General features: G+C 64.1%; 17 protein-coding genes. 5 read left to right on the top strand and 12 right to left on the bottom strand.

Features of this window, described 5'->3' with window-relative positions:
- Positions 1 to 240: 240 nt before the first annotated feature.
- From ACFPQ5_RS19360 to ACFPQ5_RS19400, 9 genes are all read right to left on the bottom strand, one after another.
- Positions 241 to 1,266, bottom strand: a complete 1,026-nt coding sequence (locus ACFPQ5_RS19360) for an L-threonylcarbamoyladenylate synthase (RefSeq protein ID WP_379759551.1) — start codon at positions 1,264 to 1,266, stop codon at positions 241 to 243.
- Positions 1,263 to 2,453: a 5-(carboxyamino)imidazole ribonucleotide synthase gene (locus ACFPQ5_RS19365; RefSeq protein ID WP_379759554.1), complete on the bottom strand. Its 1,191-nt coding sequence runs from the start codon at positions 2,451 to 2,453 to the stop codon at positions 1,263 to 1,265. The genes ACFPQ5_RS19360 and ACFPQ5_RS19365 overlap by 4 nt, the downstream gene beginning before the upstream one ends.
- 5 nt (positions 2,454 to 2,458) lie before the next feature.
- The gene (gene purE, locus ACFPQ5_RS19370; protein ID WP_379759557.1) at positions 2,459 to 2,956 is read right to left on the bottom strand and encodes a 5-(carboxyamino)imidazole ribonucleotide mutase; all 498 of its coding nucleotides are present in this window, start codon (positions 2,954 to 2,956) and stop codon (positions 2,459 to 2,461) included.
- Position 2,957: 1 nt separating this feature from the next.
- Complete coding sequence (locus ACFPQ5_RS19375; protein WP_379759560.1) at positions 2,958 to 3,857, bottom strand: phosphoribosylaminoimidazolesuccinocarboxamide synthase; 900 nt, start codon at positions 3,855 to 3,857, stop codon at positions 2,958 to 2,960.
- 89 nt (positions 3,858 to 3,946) lie between these two features.
- Positions 3,947 to 5,011 (bottom strand): class II fructose-bisphosphate aldolase, encoded by a 1,065-nt coding sequence (gene fba, locus ACFPQ5_RS19380; protein WP_379759563.1) that lies wholly within the window; start codon positions 5,009 to 5,011, stop codon positions 3,947 to 3,949.
- Between the two features lie 59 nt (positions 5,012 to 5,070).
- Entirely contained in the window at positions 5,071 to 6,525 is a 1,455-nt protein-coding gene (pyk, locus tag ACFPQ5_RS19385; protein ID WP_379760163.1) for a pyruvate kinase, read from the bottom strand.
- Positions 6,526 to 6,594: 69 nt separating this feature from the next.
- Positions 6,595 to 7,800: a phosphoglycerate kinase gene (locus tag ACFPQ5_RS19390; RefSeq protein ID WP_379759566.1), complete on the bottom strand. Its 1,206-nt coding sequence runs from the start codon at positions 7,798 to 7,800 to the stop codon at positions 6,595 to 6,597.
- A 41-nt stretch (positions 7,801 to 7,841) separates the two neighbouring features.
- Positions 7,842 to 8,186, bottom strand: coding sequence for an AzlD domain-containing protein (locus ACFPQ5_RS19395; RefSeq protein WP_379759569.1), 345 nt, complete (start codon positions 8,184 to 8,186; stop codon positions 7,842 to 7,844).
- Entirely contained in the window at positions 8,179 to 8,922 is a 744-nt protein-coding gene (locus tag ACFPQ5_RS19400; RefSeq protein WP_379759572.1) for an AzlC family ABC transporter permease, read from the bottom strand. The genes ACFPQ5_RS19395 and ACFPQ5_RS19400 overlap by 8 nt, the downstream gene beginning before the upstream one ends.
- Positions 8,923 to 9,121: 199 nt before the next feature.
- Here ACFPQ5_RS19400 and ACFPQ5_RS19405 point away from each other — a divergent pair, with 199 nt between their 5' ends.
- From ACFPQ5_RS19405 to ACFPQ5_RS19415, 3 genes are read left to right on the top strand one after another with little or no spacing between them, the layout of a single operon-like run.
- Positions 9,122 to 9,316 (top strand): zinc-finger domain-containing protein, encoded by a 195-nt coding sequence (locus ACFPQ5_RS19405; protein WP_193688200.1) that lies wholly within the window; start codon positions 9,122 to 9,124, stop codon positions 9,314 to 9,316.
- A 15-nt stretch (positions 9,317 to 9,331) separates the two neighbouring features.
- A complete protein-coding gene (locus tag ACFPQ5_RS19410; RefSeq protein WP_379759576.1) occupies positions 9,332 to 10,330 on the top strand; it encodes a YheT family hydrolase in 999 nt (332 codons plus the stop codon).
- Entirely contained in the window at positions 10,323 to 10,910 is a 588-nt protein-coding gene (locus tag ACFPQ5_RS19415) for a DUF2946 family protein (protein ID WP_379759579.1), read from the top strand. Before ACFPQ5_RS19410 ends, ACFPQ5_RS19415 begins: the two co-directional genes overlap by 8 nt.
- A 21-nt stretch (positions 10,911 to 10,931) precedes the next feature.
- On the opposite strand, the gene ACFPQ5_RS19420 is transcribed toward ACFPQ5_RS19415, so the two are convergent.
- Positions 10,932 to 12,509 carry a M48 family metalloprotease gene (locus ACFPQ5_RS19420; RefSeq protein ID WP_379759582.1) on the bottom strand — a complete coding sequence of 526 codons (1,578 nt, stop codon included), beginning with the start codon at positions 12,507 to 12,509 and terminating at the stop codon, positions 10,932 to 10,934.
- 77 nt (positions 12,510 to 12,586) lie between these two features.
- Between ACFPQ5_RS19420 and moaC the strand changes: the two genes are divergently transcribed.
- Positions 12,587 to 13,099 carry a cyclic pyranopterin monophosphate synthase MoaC gene (gene moaC, locus ACFPQ5_RS19425; protein ID WP_379759585.1) on the top strand — a complete coding sequence of 171 codons (513 nt, stop codon included), beginning with the start codon at positions 12,587 to 12,589 and terminating at the stop codon, positions 13,097 to 13,099.
- Between the two features lie 20 nt (positions 13,100 to 13,119).
- Here the strand turns inward: moaC and ACFPQ5_RS19430 are convergent, their stop codons facing one another.
- Complete coding sequence (locus ACFPQ5_RS19430; RefSeq protein ID WP_379759588.1) at positions 13,120 to 13,737, bottom strand: PEP-CTERM sorting domain-containing protein; 618 nt, start codon at positions 13,735 to 13,737, stop codon at positions 13,120 to 13,122.
- Between the two features lie 300 nt (positions 13,738 to 14,037).
- On the opposite strand from ACFPQ5_RS19430, the gene ACFPQ5_RS19435 reads away from it, so the two are divergent.
- Complete coding sequence (locus ACFPQ5_RS19435; RefSeq protein WP_379759591.1) at positions 14,038 to 14,307, top strand: hypothetical protein; 270 nt, start codon at positions 14,038 to 14,040, stop codon at positions 14,305 to 14,307.
- A gap of 47 nt (positions 14,308 to 14,354) precedes the next feature.
- On the opposite strand, the gene ACFPQ5_RS19440 is transcribed toward ACFPQ5_RS19435, so the two are convergent.
- Entirely contained in the window at positions 14,355 to 15,506 is a 1,152-nt protein-coding gene (locus ACFPQ5_RS19440) for an acyltransferase family protein (protein ID WP_379759594.1), read from the bottom strand.
- Between the last annotated feature and the right edge of the window lie 220 nt (positions 15,507 to 15,726).

Consider the following 15,726-nt stretch of genomic DNA (forward strand, 5'->3'; position numbering starts at 1 on the left):
GCTATTCGCATCCCAAACTAATATGCCAGTGTTCTTTCCTCTTGTATAGAAATATTGATTGTCATAGCGTCAACCAAAGCCAACAAGGAGAAAGGCTGGCAAGCTGGGGCGATTATATCAAGCATTGCCTTTCGTAATATCTCAAAAGGTAACGGCTAGATGGGAAATTGCAACGGCGCACGAATAGCCATGCAGGAGGGAAGCGAGGAGCGGTCCCGGACCGGGAGCCGCTCGATGGTATTACACGCCCGCGTCGCGATTGAGCAGGCCGTGGACGATGCCGGTCGACCCGTGCGCCGCGCGGCGCAGGCGGTCGTTGACTCCCAGCCAGGCGCCCTCTTGCGGCGGCGCCTCGACCAGGATCACGTCGGCGCCCTGCCCGTCCATCGCGCGCAGCGCCGCGTACAGGGCGTGCGCAAACCCTTCCGGCGTGGCCGGCAGGCGCTCGGAAGCATGCGCATTCCACAGGTCGGAATAGTGAATGAGCGCGACCTTGCGTCCCGCCGCCGCCATCTGCTCGAGAGTGCGCACCAGGGTGGCCGTATCCTGCATCGCCACCGGCGTGTGCGGCGCGTAATGCGATTCGAGCGTGCCGGATGCGCGCGGCGCGGCGACGTCGGGCGCACTCGGCATGCGGTCGATCACGGCGGCAATCGCTTCCGCGCTGACGTGCCCCGGACGCAGCAGCACCGGACCGTGCGTCGCCAAGCGCGACAAATCGACGATGGTCGACTCGATGCCCACCTGCGAGGCGCCGCCATCGAGCACCAGCGCCACCGAGCCGTCGGCGCCGAATTCGTCGCGCACGTGCTGGGCCAGGGTCGGGCTGACATGGCCGAATTTGTTGGCCGAGGGCGCCGCGACGCCACCCTGCCCGCCTTTGAAAGCACGCAGCAGCGCGATCGCCACCGGGTGCGAAGGGCAGCGCAAACCGACCGTGTCCTGGCCGCCGCTGACCGCATCGGGAATGCCCGGCGCGCGCTTTAAAATCATCGTCAGCGGACCGGGCCAGAAGGCGCCGGCCAGGGCATGCGCTTCCTGCGGAATCTCGCAGGCCCAGTGCGCGAGCTCCGCTTCCGGCGCCAGGTGCACGATCACCGGGTGATCCTGCGGACGGCCCTTGGCGGCGTAGATGGCGGCCACCGCCGCCGGGTTCTCGGCGTCGGCGCCGAGGCCGTACACGGTCTCGGTCGGGAAGGCGACGAGCTTTCCTGCTTCCAGCGCACGCGCTGCCGCGGCGATGGCGTCCTGATCGAACTCGCTCATGGCGCGATTCCCAGGATGGCGCAGGCGGCCTGCAACTGCTGCTGCGCCTCGGCCAGCGTCGGCGCCACAAACGTAACGTGGCCCATCTTGCGGCCGCGACGCGGGTCGTCTTTGCCGTACAGGTGCAGGTACGCGCCCGGCAACGCCAGCACGCGGTCCCAGGCTGGCTCGCGGATCGTGTCGCCGTCGAACCAGACATCGCCCAGGATGTTGAGCATGACGGCCGGCGAATGCTGGCGCACGTCACCCAGCGGCAATCTCGCCATCGCGCGCACCTGCTGCGCGAACTGGCTCGTGACGCAGGCGTCGATCGTGTAGTGGCCGCTGTTATGCGGACGCGGCGCCATTTCGTTGACGACCAGCGAACCATCATCGAGCACGAAGAACTCGATGCACAGCACGCCCACATAGCCCAGCTCGGCGACGATGGCGCGCGCCGCATCCTGGGCGCGCTGTGCGCATTCCGCCGTCACGTTCGGCCCCGGCACGGTAGTCGTGAACAGGATGCCGTCGCGGTGCACGTTCTCGGCGATCGGATAGACAACGGATTGGCCATCCGCGCCGCGCGCCGTCAGCACCGAGACCTCGTAGGCCAGCGGCAGCATTTTTTCGAGCAGGCAGGTGACCCCGTTCATGCCATCGAAGGCGGCGCGCACGTCTTCGCGCGTTTTCACGCGCACTTGCCCCTTGCCGTCGTAGCCCATGCGCACGGTCTTCAGGATGCCGGGCAGCAGCGCATCCTCGATGGCGTCGATGTCCGCATGCGATGCGATCACCTTGTGCGGCGCCGGCATCACACCCGACTTGTCCGCGCATTCGACGAAGAAGCGCTTTTCCAGCACGCGGTCCTGGGCGATCGAGACGCAGCTGCCGGCGGGCGCGACAAAACTGCCGTGCGCCAGCAGGTTCATGCTGTCGGCCGGCACGTTCTCGAACTCGGTGGTGACGGCCGCGCACAGGGCCGACAACTGGCCGAGGGCGATGCTGTCGTTGTAGCCGGCATTGATCAGGCGCTCGGCCACCTGCCCGGCCGGGCAGTCTTGCGCCGGCTCGAGCACGGCTACCTTGTAGCCCATGGCCTGGGCGGCGTGGGCGAACATGCGGCCTAGCTGGCCGCCGCCCATCACGCCGAGCCAGGTCGGCGGATTGGCGCTGGGGAGAAAGGCTGGATACTGCGGATTACTCATAAAGATCAGACAGGTAAGGTCATGGCCTGGGCCGCGGCGGTCTGGTCCAGGCGGAACTGTTCCAGCTGGGTAGCCAGGGCATCGTCGTTGGCGGCCAGCAGCGCGACCGCAGTCAGCGCGGCATTCGCGGCGCCCGCTTCGCCGATGGCGAAGGTCGCGACCGGCACGCCCTTCGGCATCTGCACGATCGACAGCAGCGAATCCTCGCCGCGCAGGTATTTCGAGGGCACCGGCACGCCGAGCACCGGCACGATGGTCTTCGCCGCGATCATGCCCGGCAGGTGGGCCGCGCCGCCGGCACCGGCGATGATCGCGCGCAGGCCGCGCGAACGGGCTTGCTCGGCATAGCGGAACATTTCGTCCGGCATGCGGTGCGCCGAGATCACCTGCGCCTCGAACGGCACGCCGAACTGTTTTAACACGTCGACCGCGTTCTTCATCACGTCCCAGTCGGACGAGGAACCCATCACCACGCCGACCAAGGGCTTTACTTGCTCAGTCATCTTATTCGGCTTTCAGCTTTTCGCCGGTCAGGCGTTCGATGGCTTCGAAGTACTTGGCCTGGGTTTTGGCGATCACGTCCTGCGGCAGCGCTGGCGCCGGTGCGGTCTTGTTCCAGTCCGACAGGGTTTCCAGGTAGTCGCGCACGAACTGCTTGTCGAAGGACGGCGGCGAGATGCCCGGCGCGTACGAATCCGCCGGCCAGAAGCGGGAAGAGTCGGCCGTCAGCACTTCGTCCATCAGGTGCAGCACGCCGTTTTCATCGAGGCCGAATTCGAACTTGGTGTCGGCGATGATGATGCCCTTGGTCGCCGCGTATTCGGAGGCGGCCGTGTACAGGGCGATCGAGACGTCGCGCATCTTGGCGGCCAGTTCAGGACCGATGCGCGACTCCATGTCGGCAAACGAGATGTTCTCGTCGTGCTCGCCGATGTCGGCCTTTGCTGCCGGCGTAAAGATCGGCTGCGGCAGTTTATCGGCCTGGCGCAGGCCCTGCGGCAGTTCGATGCCGCAGATGGATCCGCTTTGCTGATAATCCTTCCAGCCGGAACCGATGATGTAGCCGCGCACGACCGCTTCGACCAGGATCGGCTTCAGGCGCTTGGCAACGACCGCGCGGCCGCGTACCTGCTCGACCTCGTCGGGCGCCACGACGCTTTCCGGCGCGACGCCGGTCAGGTGGTTCGGCACGATGTGGCCGAGCTTCTCGAACCAGAAATCGCTCATCTGGTTCAGCACCATGCCCTTGCCCGGAATCGGCTCGTTCATGACGACGTCGAAGGCCGACAGGCGGTCGGTGGTGACGATCAGGATCTTGTCGTCGCCGACGGCGTAGTTGTCGCGTACTTTGCCGACGCCCAGCAGTGGCAGGGACTTGATCGTGGTTTTATAAAGGCTGTTCATGGGGAGGAATATCAGGAAAACAGAGTCGGCAGAAAGCTTCGCCACTAAAGAAACACGGGCTGCCGCAGCAGCCCGTTCACACATACGGATTATTTCACGACTTGCGCAAGCTCGCCGGCCTTGTAGCGCTCGGCCATCTTTTCCAGCGGGATCGGCTTGATCTTCGAAGCCTGGCCCTCGCAGCCGAAGGAAATATAACGCGCCTTGCACACTTCCATCGCCGCTTCACGCGCCGGCTTCAGGTAATCGCGCGGATCGAACTTCGACGGGTTCTGGAACATGTACTTGCGGATCGCGGCCGTCATCGCCAGGCGGATGTCGGTGTCGATGTTGATCTTGCGAACGCCGTGCTTGATGCCTTCCTGGATCTCTTCGACCGGCACGCCATAGGTTTCCTTCATGTCGCCGCCGAATTCGCGGATGATCGCCAGCAGCTCTTGCGGCACCGACGAGGAACCGTGCATCACCAGGTGGGTGTTCGGAATGCGCGCGTGGATTTCCTTGATGCGGTCGATGGCCAGGATGTCGCCGGTTGGCTTACGCGTGAATTTGTAGGCGCCGTGCGAGGTGCCGATGGCGATGGCCAGCGCGTCGCACTGGGTGCGCGCCACGAAGTCGGCCGCCTGGTCGACGTCGGTCAGCAGCTGTTCGCGGGTCATGGTGCCGTCGGCGCCGTGGCCGTCTTCCTTGTCGCCCTTCATCGTTTCCAGCGAACCGAGCACGCCCAGTTCCGCTTCGACGGTCACGCCGATCGAGTGCGCGAACTTCACGACTTCCTTCGACACTTCGACGTTGTACTCGTAGGAAGCGACCGACTTGCCGTCGGCTTCGAGCGAGCCGTCCATCATCACGGAACTAAAACCCGAGCGGATCGCGGCCATGCAGACTGCCGGCGACTGGCCGTGGTCCTGGTGCATGACGACCGGGATGTGCGGGTAGGCTTCGACGGCGGCGTCGATCAGGTGGCGCAGGAAGGCTTCGCCGGCGTATTTGCGCGCGCCAGCCGAGGCTTGCATGATGACCGGGCTATTGGTGGCGTCGGCCGCGGCCATGATGGCTTGCACCTGTTCCAGGTTGTTGACGTTGAACGCCGGCAGGCCGTAGCCGTTTTCAGCAGCATGGTCCAGCAGTTGACGCAGAGATACGAGTGCCATGGTAGTACTCCAATTTAAAAAAATTCTTGTCTCAGGACTTCGACAACGCGAAGCCGTTTTTAATCTTTATAAGTCTCGCCGACACGCACGATTTTCAGTGCATTGGTACCGCCCGCTTCTCCCATCGGCGAGCCCCAGGTCACGACGATAGTGTCGCCCGGACGCACCATGCCTTCGCTGATCAGGAGCTCTTCCGCCTTGCGCAGCACGGCGTGGCTGCCGCCTTCCTGCAGCAGGTGGAATGCTCGCACGTTGCGATACAGGGAGGCCTTGCGCTGCGTCGTTTGTGACGGGGTCAGGGCGAAAATCGGGGTGTCGATGTTATGGCGGCTCATCCACAGCGCCGTCGAGCCCGATTCGGTCAGCGCCACGATGGCCTTGACGGCCAGGTGATGCGCCGTGAACAGGGTGCCGTAGGCGATCGACTGGTCGATGCGGGTGAATTCCACGTTCAGGAAGTCGGCGTCGAGCTTGTTGTATTCGGATTGCTCCGCTTCCAGGCAGATCGCGGCCATCATCTCGACGGTTTCGATCGGGTACTTGCCCGAGGCCGTTTCGGCCGAGGTCATCACGGCGTCGGTGCCGTCCAGCACGGCATTCGCCACGTCCGAGACTTCGGCGCGGGTCGGCACGGCGTTCACGATCATCGACTCCATCATCTGGGTCGCGGTAATGGCCAGCTTGTTCGAAGCGCGTGCCATGCGGATCATGCGCTTTTGCAGGGCCGGGACGGCGGCATTGCCCACTTCCACCGCCAGGTCGCCGCGCGCCACCATGATGCCGTCCGACGCGTCCAGGATTTCCTGCAGCACGGGAATGGCTTCGGCGCGCTCGATCTTGGCGATCATCATCGGCTTGTGGCCATAAGGCTCGCCCGCGATGTTCGCCAGCTGGCGCGCCATTTCCATGTCGGTCGCGCTCTTCGGGAAGGAGATCGCGAGGTAGTCGGCCTGGAAGCTCATCGCGGTCTTGATGTCTTCCATGTCCTTCGCCGTCAGCGCCGGCGCGGTCAGGCCGCCGCCCTGGCGGTTGATGCCCTTGTTGTTCGACAGCTCGCCGCCCACTTTGACCGTGGTGCAGATTTCGTGGCCGGCGACCTTGTCGACGACCAGCACGATCAGGCCGTCGTTCAGCAACAGCTTGTCGCCCGCACGCACGTCGCGCGGCAGCGCCTTGTAGTCGAGGCCCACGCGTTCCTGGTTGCCCAGTTCGCCATTTTCTCCCCACCTGGCGTCGAGGATGAACTTGTCGCCATTGTTCAGGAAGATCTTGCCCTCTTCGAATTTGCCGACGCGGATCTTCGGACCCTGCATGTCGGCCATGATCGCCACTTCGGTGCCGCATTCGGCGGCGGCGCGCCGTACCAGCGCGGCGCGGTCGATGTGGTCCTGGGCTTTACCGTGCGAGAAGTTCAGGCGCACGACGTCCACGCCGGCGCGGATCATCTTGACGAGGATGTCGAAGTCGGTCGAGGCCGGGCCGATGGTGGCGACGATCTTGGTGGCGTTGTACAGAGGACGCATGTGGTGGCTTTCCTTGTTTCTGAAAAGAGAAGCGCAGCCCCGGGGCTGCGCTGGCACTCATTACTTGGCGTTACGCTGCAGCAGGATCTCGACTGCCGGCAGGGTCTTCCCCTCCAGGAACTCGAGGAAGGCGCCGCCGCCCGTGGAAATGTAGCCGATCTGGTCGCCGATGTTGTACTTGGCAATCGCCGCCAGGGTATCGCCGCCGCCGGCGATCGAGAAGCCCTGCGAGGCGGCAATCGCCAGCGCCAGCGTCTTCGTGCCTTCGGCAAACTGGTCGAATTCGAACACGCCGACCGGGCCGTTCCAGACGATGGTGCCGGCTTTCGTGACTTGCTCGGCCAGCATGGCTGCCGTCTTCGGGCCGATGTCGAGGATCATGTCGTCATCCGCCACGTCAGCCACATCTTTTACCGTCGCGGCAGCCGTCGGCGAGAACTCTTTTGCGCAGACGACGTCGACCGGGATCGGCACCGAGGCGCCGCGCGCGCTCATCATGTCGATAATCGACTTGGCTTCAGCGACCAGGTCGTTTTCCACGAGCGACTTGCCGATGTTCAGGCCGACGGCCTTCATGAAGGTATTCGCGATGCCGCCGCCGACGACCAGGTTGTCGACCTTGCCCGCCAGGCTCTGCAGGATCGAGAGCTTGCTCGACACCTTCGAGCCGGCGACGATCGCCAGCAGCGGACGCGCCGGCTGGCCCAGGGCTTTACCGAGGGCGTCGAGTTCGGCGGCCAGCAGCGGACCTGCCGCGACGACTGGCGCAAATTTTGCGATGCCGTGGGTGGTCGCTTCGGCGCGGTGGGCGGTGCCGAAGGCGTCGTTCACATACACGTCGCATAGCTTGGCCATCTTCTGGGCCAGCTCGTCCGAATTTTTCTTTTCGCCCTTGTTGACGCGGCAGTTTTCCAGCAGCACGACCTGGCCCGGCGCGACGTCGACGCCGTCGACCCAGTTCTGCTTCAGTTCGACCGGCTGGCCAAGCAGTTCGGACAGACGCTTGGCGACTGGCGCCAGCGTGTCTTCCGGCTTGAATTCGCCCTCGGTCGGACGGCCCAGGTGCGAGGTCACCATGACGGCGGCGCCGGCTTTCAGGGCAGCCTGGATGGCGGGGACCGACGCGCGCACGCGCGTGTCTTCGGTGATGTTGCCATTGTCATCCTGCGGCACGTTCAGGTCGGCACGGATGAAGACGCGCTTGTTGTTCAGCGCGTCGCGATCGATCAGGTCTTGCAAGCGGGTGAAACTCAGAACGGCGTCCATGTCGGCTCAACAGTGAAATAGTGAAAAAACGATATTCTACCTTAGGCGGACCCACCGAAAACGTGTAATAGCCGCAACAGTGTGAAGGCAAGCATGCCGAATACGATGGTCTGCAGCATGTTGCGGCGCCAGAGGTAGAAGCCGAGCGCGGCGATACCGGCCAACAGTTTCGAATTCGCCAGTTCCAGATGGACGCTGCCGCCGGCGTCGACCAGCAGGTCGGGGCCGATGATGGCTGCCAGCGCGCAGGCCGGCGCATAGCGCAGCATGCCCTGCACCCGCGGCGGGATCGAGACCCGGTGCCCGATCAGCCAGAAGCCGCTGCGCGTGAGCGCCGTCGACAAGGACAGCACGGCGATGATCGCCCAGATTTCCCAATCAGCCATGGCGGCCCTTTCGTTTTTCAAGGAGGCCCTCGGCGGCCAGCGCAGCCAACATGCCGGCCACGACCGCCGCCAGCAGGCCGAGTTTATAAGGCAAGCCATAGGCCGCCACCGACACCGCCCCCGCGACCACGACGCCGCACAGCGCCGCGCTGTTGACGATCAGCGGCACCGTGATGCAGAGAATGGCCAGCGTGCCGGCAAAGCCGAGGCCCCAGGCAGCCGGCACCGCGCTGCCGAGGAAGATGCCGATCAGCGAGCCCGCCTGCCAGGACAGCCAGTTCGGGAACATCAATCCCTGCAGATAGGACAGCTTGCCGGGAATCGGCGCCGCGGTCGGGAAACGCTGCAGGAACAGGGCGATCGTCAAGTCGCCCGAGATATAGCCGTAGAACAGGCGCTGCTTCCAGGGCAGATGCGAGAAATGCGGTCCGAGCAGGGCGGAAAAGATCACGAAGCGCAGGTTGACCACCAGGCCGGTCGCGAACACGACCCAGATCGGCGCATGCGCCATGATCAGGGGCAGCGCCGCCAGCTGGGCGGAACCGGCGTACACGAGCAGGGTCATGCCGGTGGCCTGCAGGGCGGTCAGCCCGGTTTTCACCATCGCAATGCCGACCACCATGCCCCAGGCGGCAATGCCGAACAGGGTCGGCAGGCCGGTTTTCAGGCCTTCCTGCCAGAGCGCGGGATCGTGGCGCTCGACGACGGATTGCTGCACAGGTTCAGGCGCGTTCATGTCGCCTTCCTGCAACAGACGAGAATGGGGATGTGTCGATGTAACGAGGACGGAGAGGCATGAAACGGATGTGTGATTGGTCGAACGACGCCTGATCATCTTGGCATGATCAATCTGCCATTCTACCGATCATTCCGAACCGCCGCTCTTATCCGTTAAAATCCTGTCTTTGCCCAACTTTGTGTACCGGAGAATTGTAATGACTGACAAGACGATGCCTGTGGTGGAACTCGAGGCCAAGGATCTGCCGGCCCACTGCCCGAACCCGGCGATGCCGCTGTGGTCGTCGCACCCGCGCGTCTTCCTCGACTTCGACCATGACGGCGAAGCCAAATGCCCCTACTGCGGCACCCGCTACCGCCTGGCCCCGGGCGTGGCGTTCAAGCACCACTGATCTGACAAGAGGCGCATGAGCTATCGCGCCCCGAAGTGGCTGCCCGGCGGCCACCTGCAAACCATCTATCCCGCGACCCTCATCGCCAAGCCGGCGGTGCAGTACCGGCGCGAGCGCTGGGAAGTGCACCACCCCGAGCTGGGCGAGGATTTCGTCGACGTCGATTTCGTCGACGGCGAACCCGGTAAACCCTTGGTCGTGCTGTTCCACGGACTGGAAGGCTCCTCGCACAGCCATTACGCGCGCGGCCTGATGGCGGCCTTGAAAGCGCGCGGCTGGTCGGGCGCGGTGCCGCATTTCCGCGGCTGCTCGGGCGAACCGAACCGCACGGCGCGCTTCTACCACTCCGGCGACGCGCTGGAAATCGACTGGATCATGGCGCGCCTGCGCGCACGCGCTCCCGGCCCGCTGTATGCGGCCGGCGTCTCCCTCGGCGGCAACGCCTTGTTGCGCTGGCTCGGCGAATCCGGCAGCCGCGCGGATTTCGTCACGGCCGCGGCGGCGATTTCCGCCCCGCTCGACCTGGCGCGCGGCGGCGAAGCGCTCTCTTCCGGCTTCAACATGCTGTACACCCGCATGTTCCTGCAGACCCTGAAACCGAAATGCCTGGCCAAGCTGGAGCAATTCCCCGGCCTGTTCGACCGCGATGCCCTGCTGGCCGCACGCGACCTGTATGCCTTCGACAACGTCGTCACCGCCCCGCTGCACGGCTACCGCGACACCGACGACTACTGGCACCGCGCCAGCGCGCGCCACGTGCTGCACGACATCACGGTGCCGACCCTGGTGCTGAACGCGCGCAACGATCCTTTCCTGCCGGGCCAATATTTACCAGGCAGCGCTTCATCTGCCGTGACGCTCGAATATCCGGAAGAAGGCGGCCACGTCGGCTTTCCCGCCGGTCCCTTCCCGGGCCGCATCGACTGGCTGCCGCAGCGGATTCTTTCCTTCTTCGATCAGCCTATCTGCGCGCCAACGAAGGCCGAACTGTGCGAAGCTGGCACCCATGGATGACATCGTAAAACAGGCAATGGCCAAGTGGCCGAACGTGCCGCACTGCTACGGCTGGCTGGCGCTCGATGCACGCGGCGGCTGGCGCATGCGCGACGAGGCGGCCCAGCAGGCGAACGCCGCCGGCGACAAGCTGAACAACCCCACGCTGCTCGGCTTCATCAACCGCAACTACGCGCACGACGACGCGGGACGCTGGTATTTCCAGAACGGTCCGCAGCGCGTCTACGTGAACCTGGAAGCGACCCCGTATATCGCGCGCACCGACCCGGCCCAGGGGCTGGTGCTGCACACGGGCGCCGCGCTCTCGGACATCGAACGCTTGTATCTCACAGAGGCGGGCGTGGCGGTCGTGCAGGCGGGCGAGGTCATCGCCCAGCTCGACGACCGCGATGTGGCGCAACTGTTTGAAATGTTGGAACTCGATGGCCAGCCTGCCGGCGACGAGGCATTGATGCGCTGGCTCGAAGGCGGAGATGGCGCGCTGACCCTGCGCTGGCGTGGGCAGGCGGTGCCGGTCGAACGCATTCCCGGCGACGGTATGCCGCAACGCTTCGGCTTCGTGCCCGCGCCGGGCGCCTGACGTAGGGTGGGCATGCCCACCCTACCGCTCCTTCTCTTCTTCCTTCTCTTCCTTCTGCCGCGCCTTGATCTCGCGCTCGCGGGCATCGATCACGGACTGCTCGTAGAACGAGACGTCGCTCGCCTTGCGCGCAAAATTCAGCTGGTCCACCGCCGCCGGCAGCGCTCCGGCCAGCACATAGGATTCGGCCAGCGCCATGTGCTGCAGCGCGATCTTGCCCTGCTTCGAATACGCTTTCGCCATCAGGTCGTACAGCTTCGGATCCTCGCGGTACTGGCGCACCTGTTCGCGCAGGTAGCGCGTGGCGTCGTCGAGCTTGCCGGCATTGATCATCGCGTCGGCGTACTGGCGCGCCAGCGCGCGCGACAGGGGGTAACGATAGGTCGCCTGTTCGGCATCCTTCACGGCCTGCCGGGCCACTTCGGCCGGCTGGCCCGCCGCCAGCTTGATCTCCAGGTCGAGCACGGCGAACATGGCGCCGCCGTCGCTTTGCGGCGCCGCCGAGAACGCGCCCTCCTTCGGTTTCAGGGTCGCGCGTGCCTTGTCGTACCAGCTACGTGCACCGGTCAGGTCGCCTTCCTTCAGGGCCAGGTAAGACAGGCCGTACTGCGCGGCCGCCTGCTGCTGGCGGTGCTGCTGGTCCAGCTGGGATTGCAGGGTCGTGCGCGTATCGCGCCGTCCGGTCGTGCTCTGGTCCTGCAGCACCCGCGCGCGCGCCTTGGCGATGTGGAATTCGATCGAGTCGGGACGCTGCCGGTAAGGCGTTTCGCGGATGCGCGCCTGGATGTCGACGATGCGCTCGCTCGTCAGCGGGTGGCTGCTGAGGAAGGCAGGAATTTCTCCATATACTTTCGTTGCCCCCTGCAGGCGCCTGAAGAAAGCCACCATGCCCGAGGTATCGTAGCCGCCCGCACCCATGATCTGGAAACCGACGCGGTCGGCTTCGCGTTCGGCATCGCGGCTGAAGCTGAGCTGGCGCGACACGGCCAGGCCCTGCCCGCCCATCACCACGCCCATGGCGGCGTCCGGACTGGCCTTGGCCGCCAGCGCCGCCAGGATCAGCGCGGCGATCGGCAGCAGCGCATCCTGGCGCTGCTGGCCCAGCATGCGCGCGATGTGGCGCTGCGAGACGTGGCCGATCTCGTGCGAGATCACCGAGGCCAGTTCCGATTCGGTCTGGGCGGCCAGCAGCAGGCCCGAGTGGACGCCGATGAAGCCGCCCGGCAGCGCGAACGCATTGATCGCCCCGTCGCGCACGGGGAAGAAGGTAAAGTCGGCATTCGTTTCGCCGCGCGTGCCCGGCATCGCATCGACCAGGGCGCCGCCGAAATTGTTCAGGTATTCGGAGATCGCATCGTCGTCGAGGTAGTCGCGGTCGCGCCGCACCTCGCGCATGATCGCCTCGCCGAGTTTGCGCTCGACGATCGGCGACAGGTCTTCGCGCGCGGTGTCGCCCAGGGTCGGCAGGCGCGTGGCGGGCGCATTGTTGAACGATTGGGCAGGCGCCAGGGCTGGCGCGAATCCGGTCGCGGCGGCCGTGAACAGCACGGCCAGCGAACGGCGCCAACGGGCGGCAGCAGGATGAGAGGTCGAGTTCACGATGCTATGATAACCCCATCCGCAGGCGCTTTGCCGCAGCCCGAAACACTTTCTTACCCAAGCATACCGAGCCCACCATGACTCCATCCGATCCGACGCCCGGCCCCGGCAACCTCACCCATTTCGATCACGCCGGCCAGGCCCACATGGTCGACGTCGGCGCCAAGGACGAAACCCACCGCGTCGCCGTCGCCGCCGGCACCATCCGCATGCAGCCGGCAACGCTGGCCCTGATCCGGTCCGGCAACGCGAAAAAGGGCGACGTGCTCGGCATCGCCCGCATCGCCGCCATCATGGCCGCCAAGCGCACCAGCGACCTGATCCCCCTGTGCCACCCGCTGGCGCTGACCCGCGTCGCCGTCGATTTCGAGATCGACGAGGCCGCCAGCAGCGTCCACTGCCGCGCACAGGTGGAACTGCGCGGCAAGACCGGGGTCGAGATGGAAGCGCTGACCAGCGTGCAGATCGGCCTGCTGACGATCTACGACATGTGCAAGGCGGTCGACCGCGGGATGGTCATGACGAATGTGCGGGTGCTGGAAAAGCACGGCGGCAAGTCCGGCGACTGGACGGCTGCCCCGGCCATGTGAGTTGATCGCTGCATTGAGCGTCATGCCTTGGTCTTGCGGCGACGCGACCAACCGAGTGCTGCCAGTGCAAGTCCCATCAGGGCGACGGAACCCGGTTCGGGTATCTCCTGGCCATCCGATACGCGTGTAAATAGAACGTAGTTGTAATTATCGAAATCGCTTGCCAACGTCTCTTCCGCGAAGACCATTTCATTAATGACGTCACTACCGTCGGCATTGTTCACGACATCCTGAATCGCAATAAGACCGTCCATATCAACTGTTTCGATGAATTGATGAGGGATGAAGGAATGACAGTTTTGCAGATTCGTGCAGCCGAATATGGTGTCCGGCCGGCTGTCGAACTGGCCTGCCGGACCATCGACGAATACCTGTTCCAGCAAGGCTTCGCCAGCTGCCAATGCCTCCGCCGCATTTGCGAATGCAAATAGTCGCTGGTCACATCTTCCTCCAAACAAGCTATTACAGGAGCCTTCGGAAAAGCTGATGTCGTACAGTGTGCCCGCGATATCAACACCATTGGCCCCCGTCAAGATGCCCTCCTCATTGACGAGAAGGACAGGTACGGCATTGGCTTCCGCAGCAGCAGAGATAGCGCAAACTGCAAGAAGCTTGCGCAAAGAATGGGAGATATTCATGGCATTCCTGATCTGCAAGGTTGTAAAAACTGGAAAGGCCAGCCAACAGCTCAGCAATGACCTGTTGAAGGTCACTATCAAATGCATGCATAGAGCGTACCCGAAACGGGTTTTCCTGTAATTACAGCAGCTTACGGGCATACCGGAAGCCGCCGCCAGTCACAGTGTCAAAAATCCCGACAAGCTGCGGATCGAAGCACATTGCCGGGTGCAGGTGGGAATCTGACAAGAGCGGAGATTGGACGCGACGGTATAAAACAGTACAAGTACAGCAACTCAAGAATCTGGAAAGAACCAGCAATGAAAATCCAGCATTACCTGGCCGTTGTGTTCTTGTATTTGCTGGTCCTGGTCCTGGTCATGGCCGTGGTAGCCGGCAGCGAACTGTCGAAAGGGGTGACGCTGCTGCGTTCCGGTGTCAGCGTCTGGGAAGGCCGCTCCCAGAGCGCCGCGGGTTTGCTGAGCCTTGGACTGGCTTGTTTCCTGTGGCGCTGGGCCGGCAGCGTCAGGGACAATGCACGCATCAGCCTGCAACTGAAGAAGCGGCTCGACGGGCAGGCACGCGGCTGATGCCGGTAGCCGCGCATTGGACTGTGATGCGGTAAAGCGCGCCTCCCTCAGGCGCGCCCGTCCTGCGCGCTGACGGGCACCAGGTCCTCGTCCGCCACCTGCCCCGCGCGCCGGTTCGCAGCCCGCGTGTAGCGCTTCTTCCAGTCCAGGAAGGGCTGCTCGAAGTAGCGGTAGGACAGCGGGGCGACGATGACCAGCAGCGCCACGCCGGTCGCCGGGCTCGGCGGCCACATTTCTCCCGCCACCCGCCTCGGCCCCGTGGTCAGGAAAAATCCTTGCCACATGTAGATGCCGTACGAGATGGTGCCCAGGTAGCGCAGCGGACGGATCTCGAGCATGCGCACCAGCATGCTGGCCTGGTTCAGGTAAATCCAGAGGATCATCAGCAGGATGCCGGCGGCGCGGATATAGCCGCACGCCACATTCTGGATGAACCAGGACCCCGAATCGATATACAGCGTATTCGCGTATAGCAGCAGGCCCAGCAGGAAGGCGCCGGGGCCGGCGAACATGCGTGCGCTCTCGCCCTTGCCCACGGAATTGGTGACGAGCAAGGCGCCGATGCAGCCCAGCGCGATGTTGTAGCCGGCCAGGAAGGACCAGCGTGAAATCGCGTAGCCGTCCGCGAAGGGCTGGCGGACCAGCACCGCATGCAGCAGCAGCGAGCCGATCACGAAGGCGCACAGGCCGAGCAGCAGGCCGCGGCGCCGGTTCACGAAACCGAACGCAAAGACGAGCGGCCAGACCAGGTAGAAGTGCTCTTCGACGGCGAGCGACCAGGTATGCCCGAGCAGCGGCAGGTAATCGGTCTGCGGCACGAAATTATAGGAATACAGGAAGGCGTAGCTCAGCGCGCGTGTCGGCATCTGCCCGTTCAGGAAAACCAGCGCCAGCGTGGCCAGGATGCAGAACAGCAGGTACAAGGGAAAGATCCGCAGCGAACGCCGCACCATGAAGGCGCCGATCGAAATCCTGCCCGTCGTGCGCTTTTCCTTGATCAGGAGGATCGTGATCAGGAAACCGGACAGGATGAAAAAGGCTTGCACGGCGGTCGTACCCGACAACAGCGGGAACACGCGCTGCGCAATGGCGCCGGCTTCCTCGGCGGGGCCCCAGATGCCCAGGTGGTGCACGACGACGGCGATGACGGCCAGGGCGCGGATTCCATCGAACCCGGCAATTCTACGATTCAATAACATACTCGACTCCGATCCGGCATCGCGCCGGCTCGGTACAGCCCTGCCGCGACCCTCGCCACAGCAGCGCTGCACACGCGTTAAGATAACCGTCAGATATTTATCTGTACGTACGGAAACATGACACCTTACCACAGCTTTCGCGTTCGCCTCAATTTTAAGCAGATCAGCCATACGGATTTGCTGCAATGCAGCACCTGCCGTGCATGGTACATTGCTGGCT

This window comes from Massilia suwonensis (assembly GCF_042655665.1).
Lineage (GTDB): Bacteria > Pseudomonadota > Gammaproteobacteria > Burkholderiales > Burkholderiaceae_D > Telluria > Telluria suwonensis.

Coding starts and splice junctions, on each gene's coding strand:
- ACFPQ5_RS19360 (WP_379759551.1), bottom strand. CDS start 1,266: ATGAGCGAGTTCGATCAGGACGCCATCGCCGCGGCAGCGCGTGCGCTG.
- ACFPQ5_RS19365 (WP_379759554.1), bottom strand. CDS start 2,453: ATGAGTAATCCGCAGTATCCAGCCTTTCTCCCCAGCGCCAATCCGCCG.
- purE (WP_379759557.1), bottom strand. CDS start 2,956: ATGACTGAGCAAGTAAAGCCCTTGGTCGGCGTGGTGATGGGTTCCTCG.
- ACFPQ5_RS19375 (WP_379759560.1), bottom strand. CDS start 3,857: ATGAACAGCCTTTATAAAACCACGATCAAGTCCCTGCCACTGCTGGGC.
- fba (WP_379759563.1), bottom strand. CDS start 5,011: ATGGCACTCGTATCTCTGCGTCAACTGCTGGACCATGCTGCTGAAAAC.
- ACFPQ5_RS19390 (WP_379759566.1), bottom strand. CDS start 7,800: ATGGACGCCGTTCTGAGTTTCACCCGCTTGCAAGACCTGATCGATCGC.
- ACFPQ5_RS19395 (WP_379759569.1), bottom strand. CDS start 8,186: ATGGCTGATTGGGAAATCTGGGCGATCATCGCCGTGCTGTCCTTGTCG.
- ACFPQ5_RS19400 (WP_379759572.1), bottom strand. CDS start 8,922: ATGAACGCGCCTGAACCTGTGCAGCAATCCGTCGTCGAGCGCCACGAT.
- ACFPQ5_RS19405 (WP_193688200.1), top strand. CDS start 9,122: ATGACTGACAAGACGATGCCTGTGGTGGAACTCGAGGCCAAGGATCTG.
- ACFPQ5_RS19410 (WP_379759576.1), top strand. CDS start 9,332: ATGAGCTATCGCGCCCCGAAGTGGCTGCCCGGCGGCCACCTGCAAACC.
- ACFPQ5_RS19415 (WP_379759579.1), top strand. CDS start 10,323: ATGGATGACATCGTAAAACAGGCAATGGCCAAGTGGCCGAACGTGCCG.
- moaC (WP_379759585.1), top strand. CDS start 12,587: ATGACTCCATCCGATCCGACGCCCGGCCCCGGCAACCTCACCCATTTC.
- ACFPQ5_RS19430 (WP_379759588.1), bottom strand. CDS start 13,737: ATGAATATCTCCCATTCTTTGCGCAAGCTTCTTGCAGTTTGCGCTATC.
- ACFPQ5_RS19435 (WP_379759591.1), top strand. CDS start 14,038: ATGAAAATCCAGCATTACCTGGCCGTTGTGTTCTTGTATTTGCTGGTC.
- ACFPQ5_RS19440 (WP_379759594.1), bottom strand. CDS start 15,506: ATGTTATTGAATCGTAGAATTGCCGGGTTCGATGGAATCCGCGCCCTG.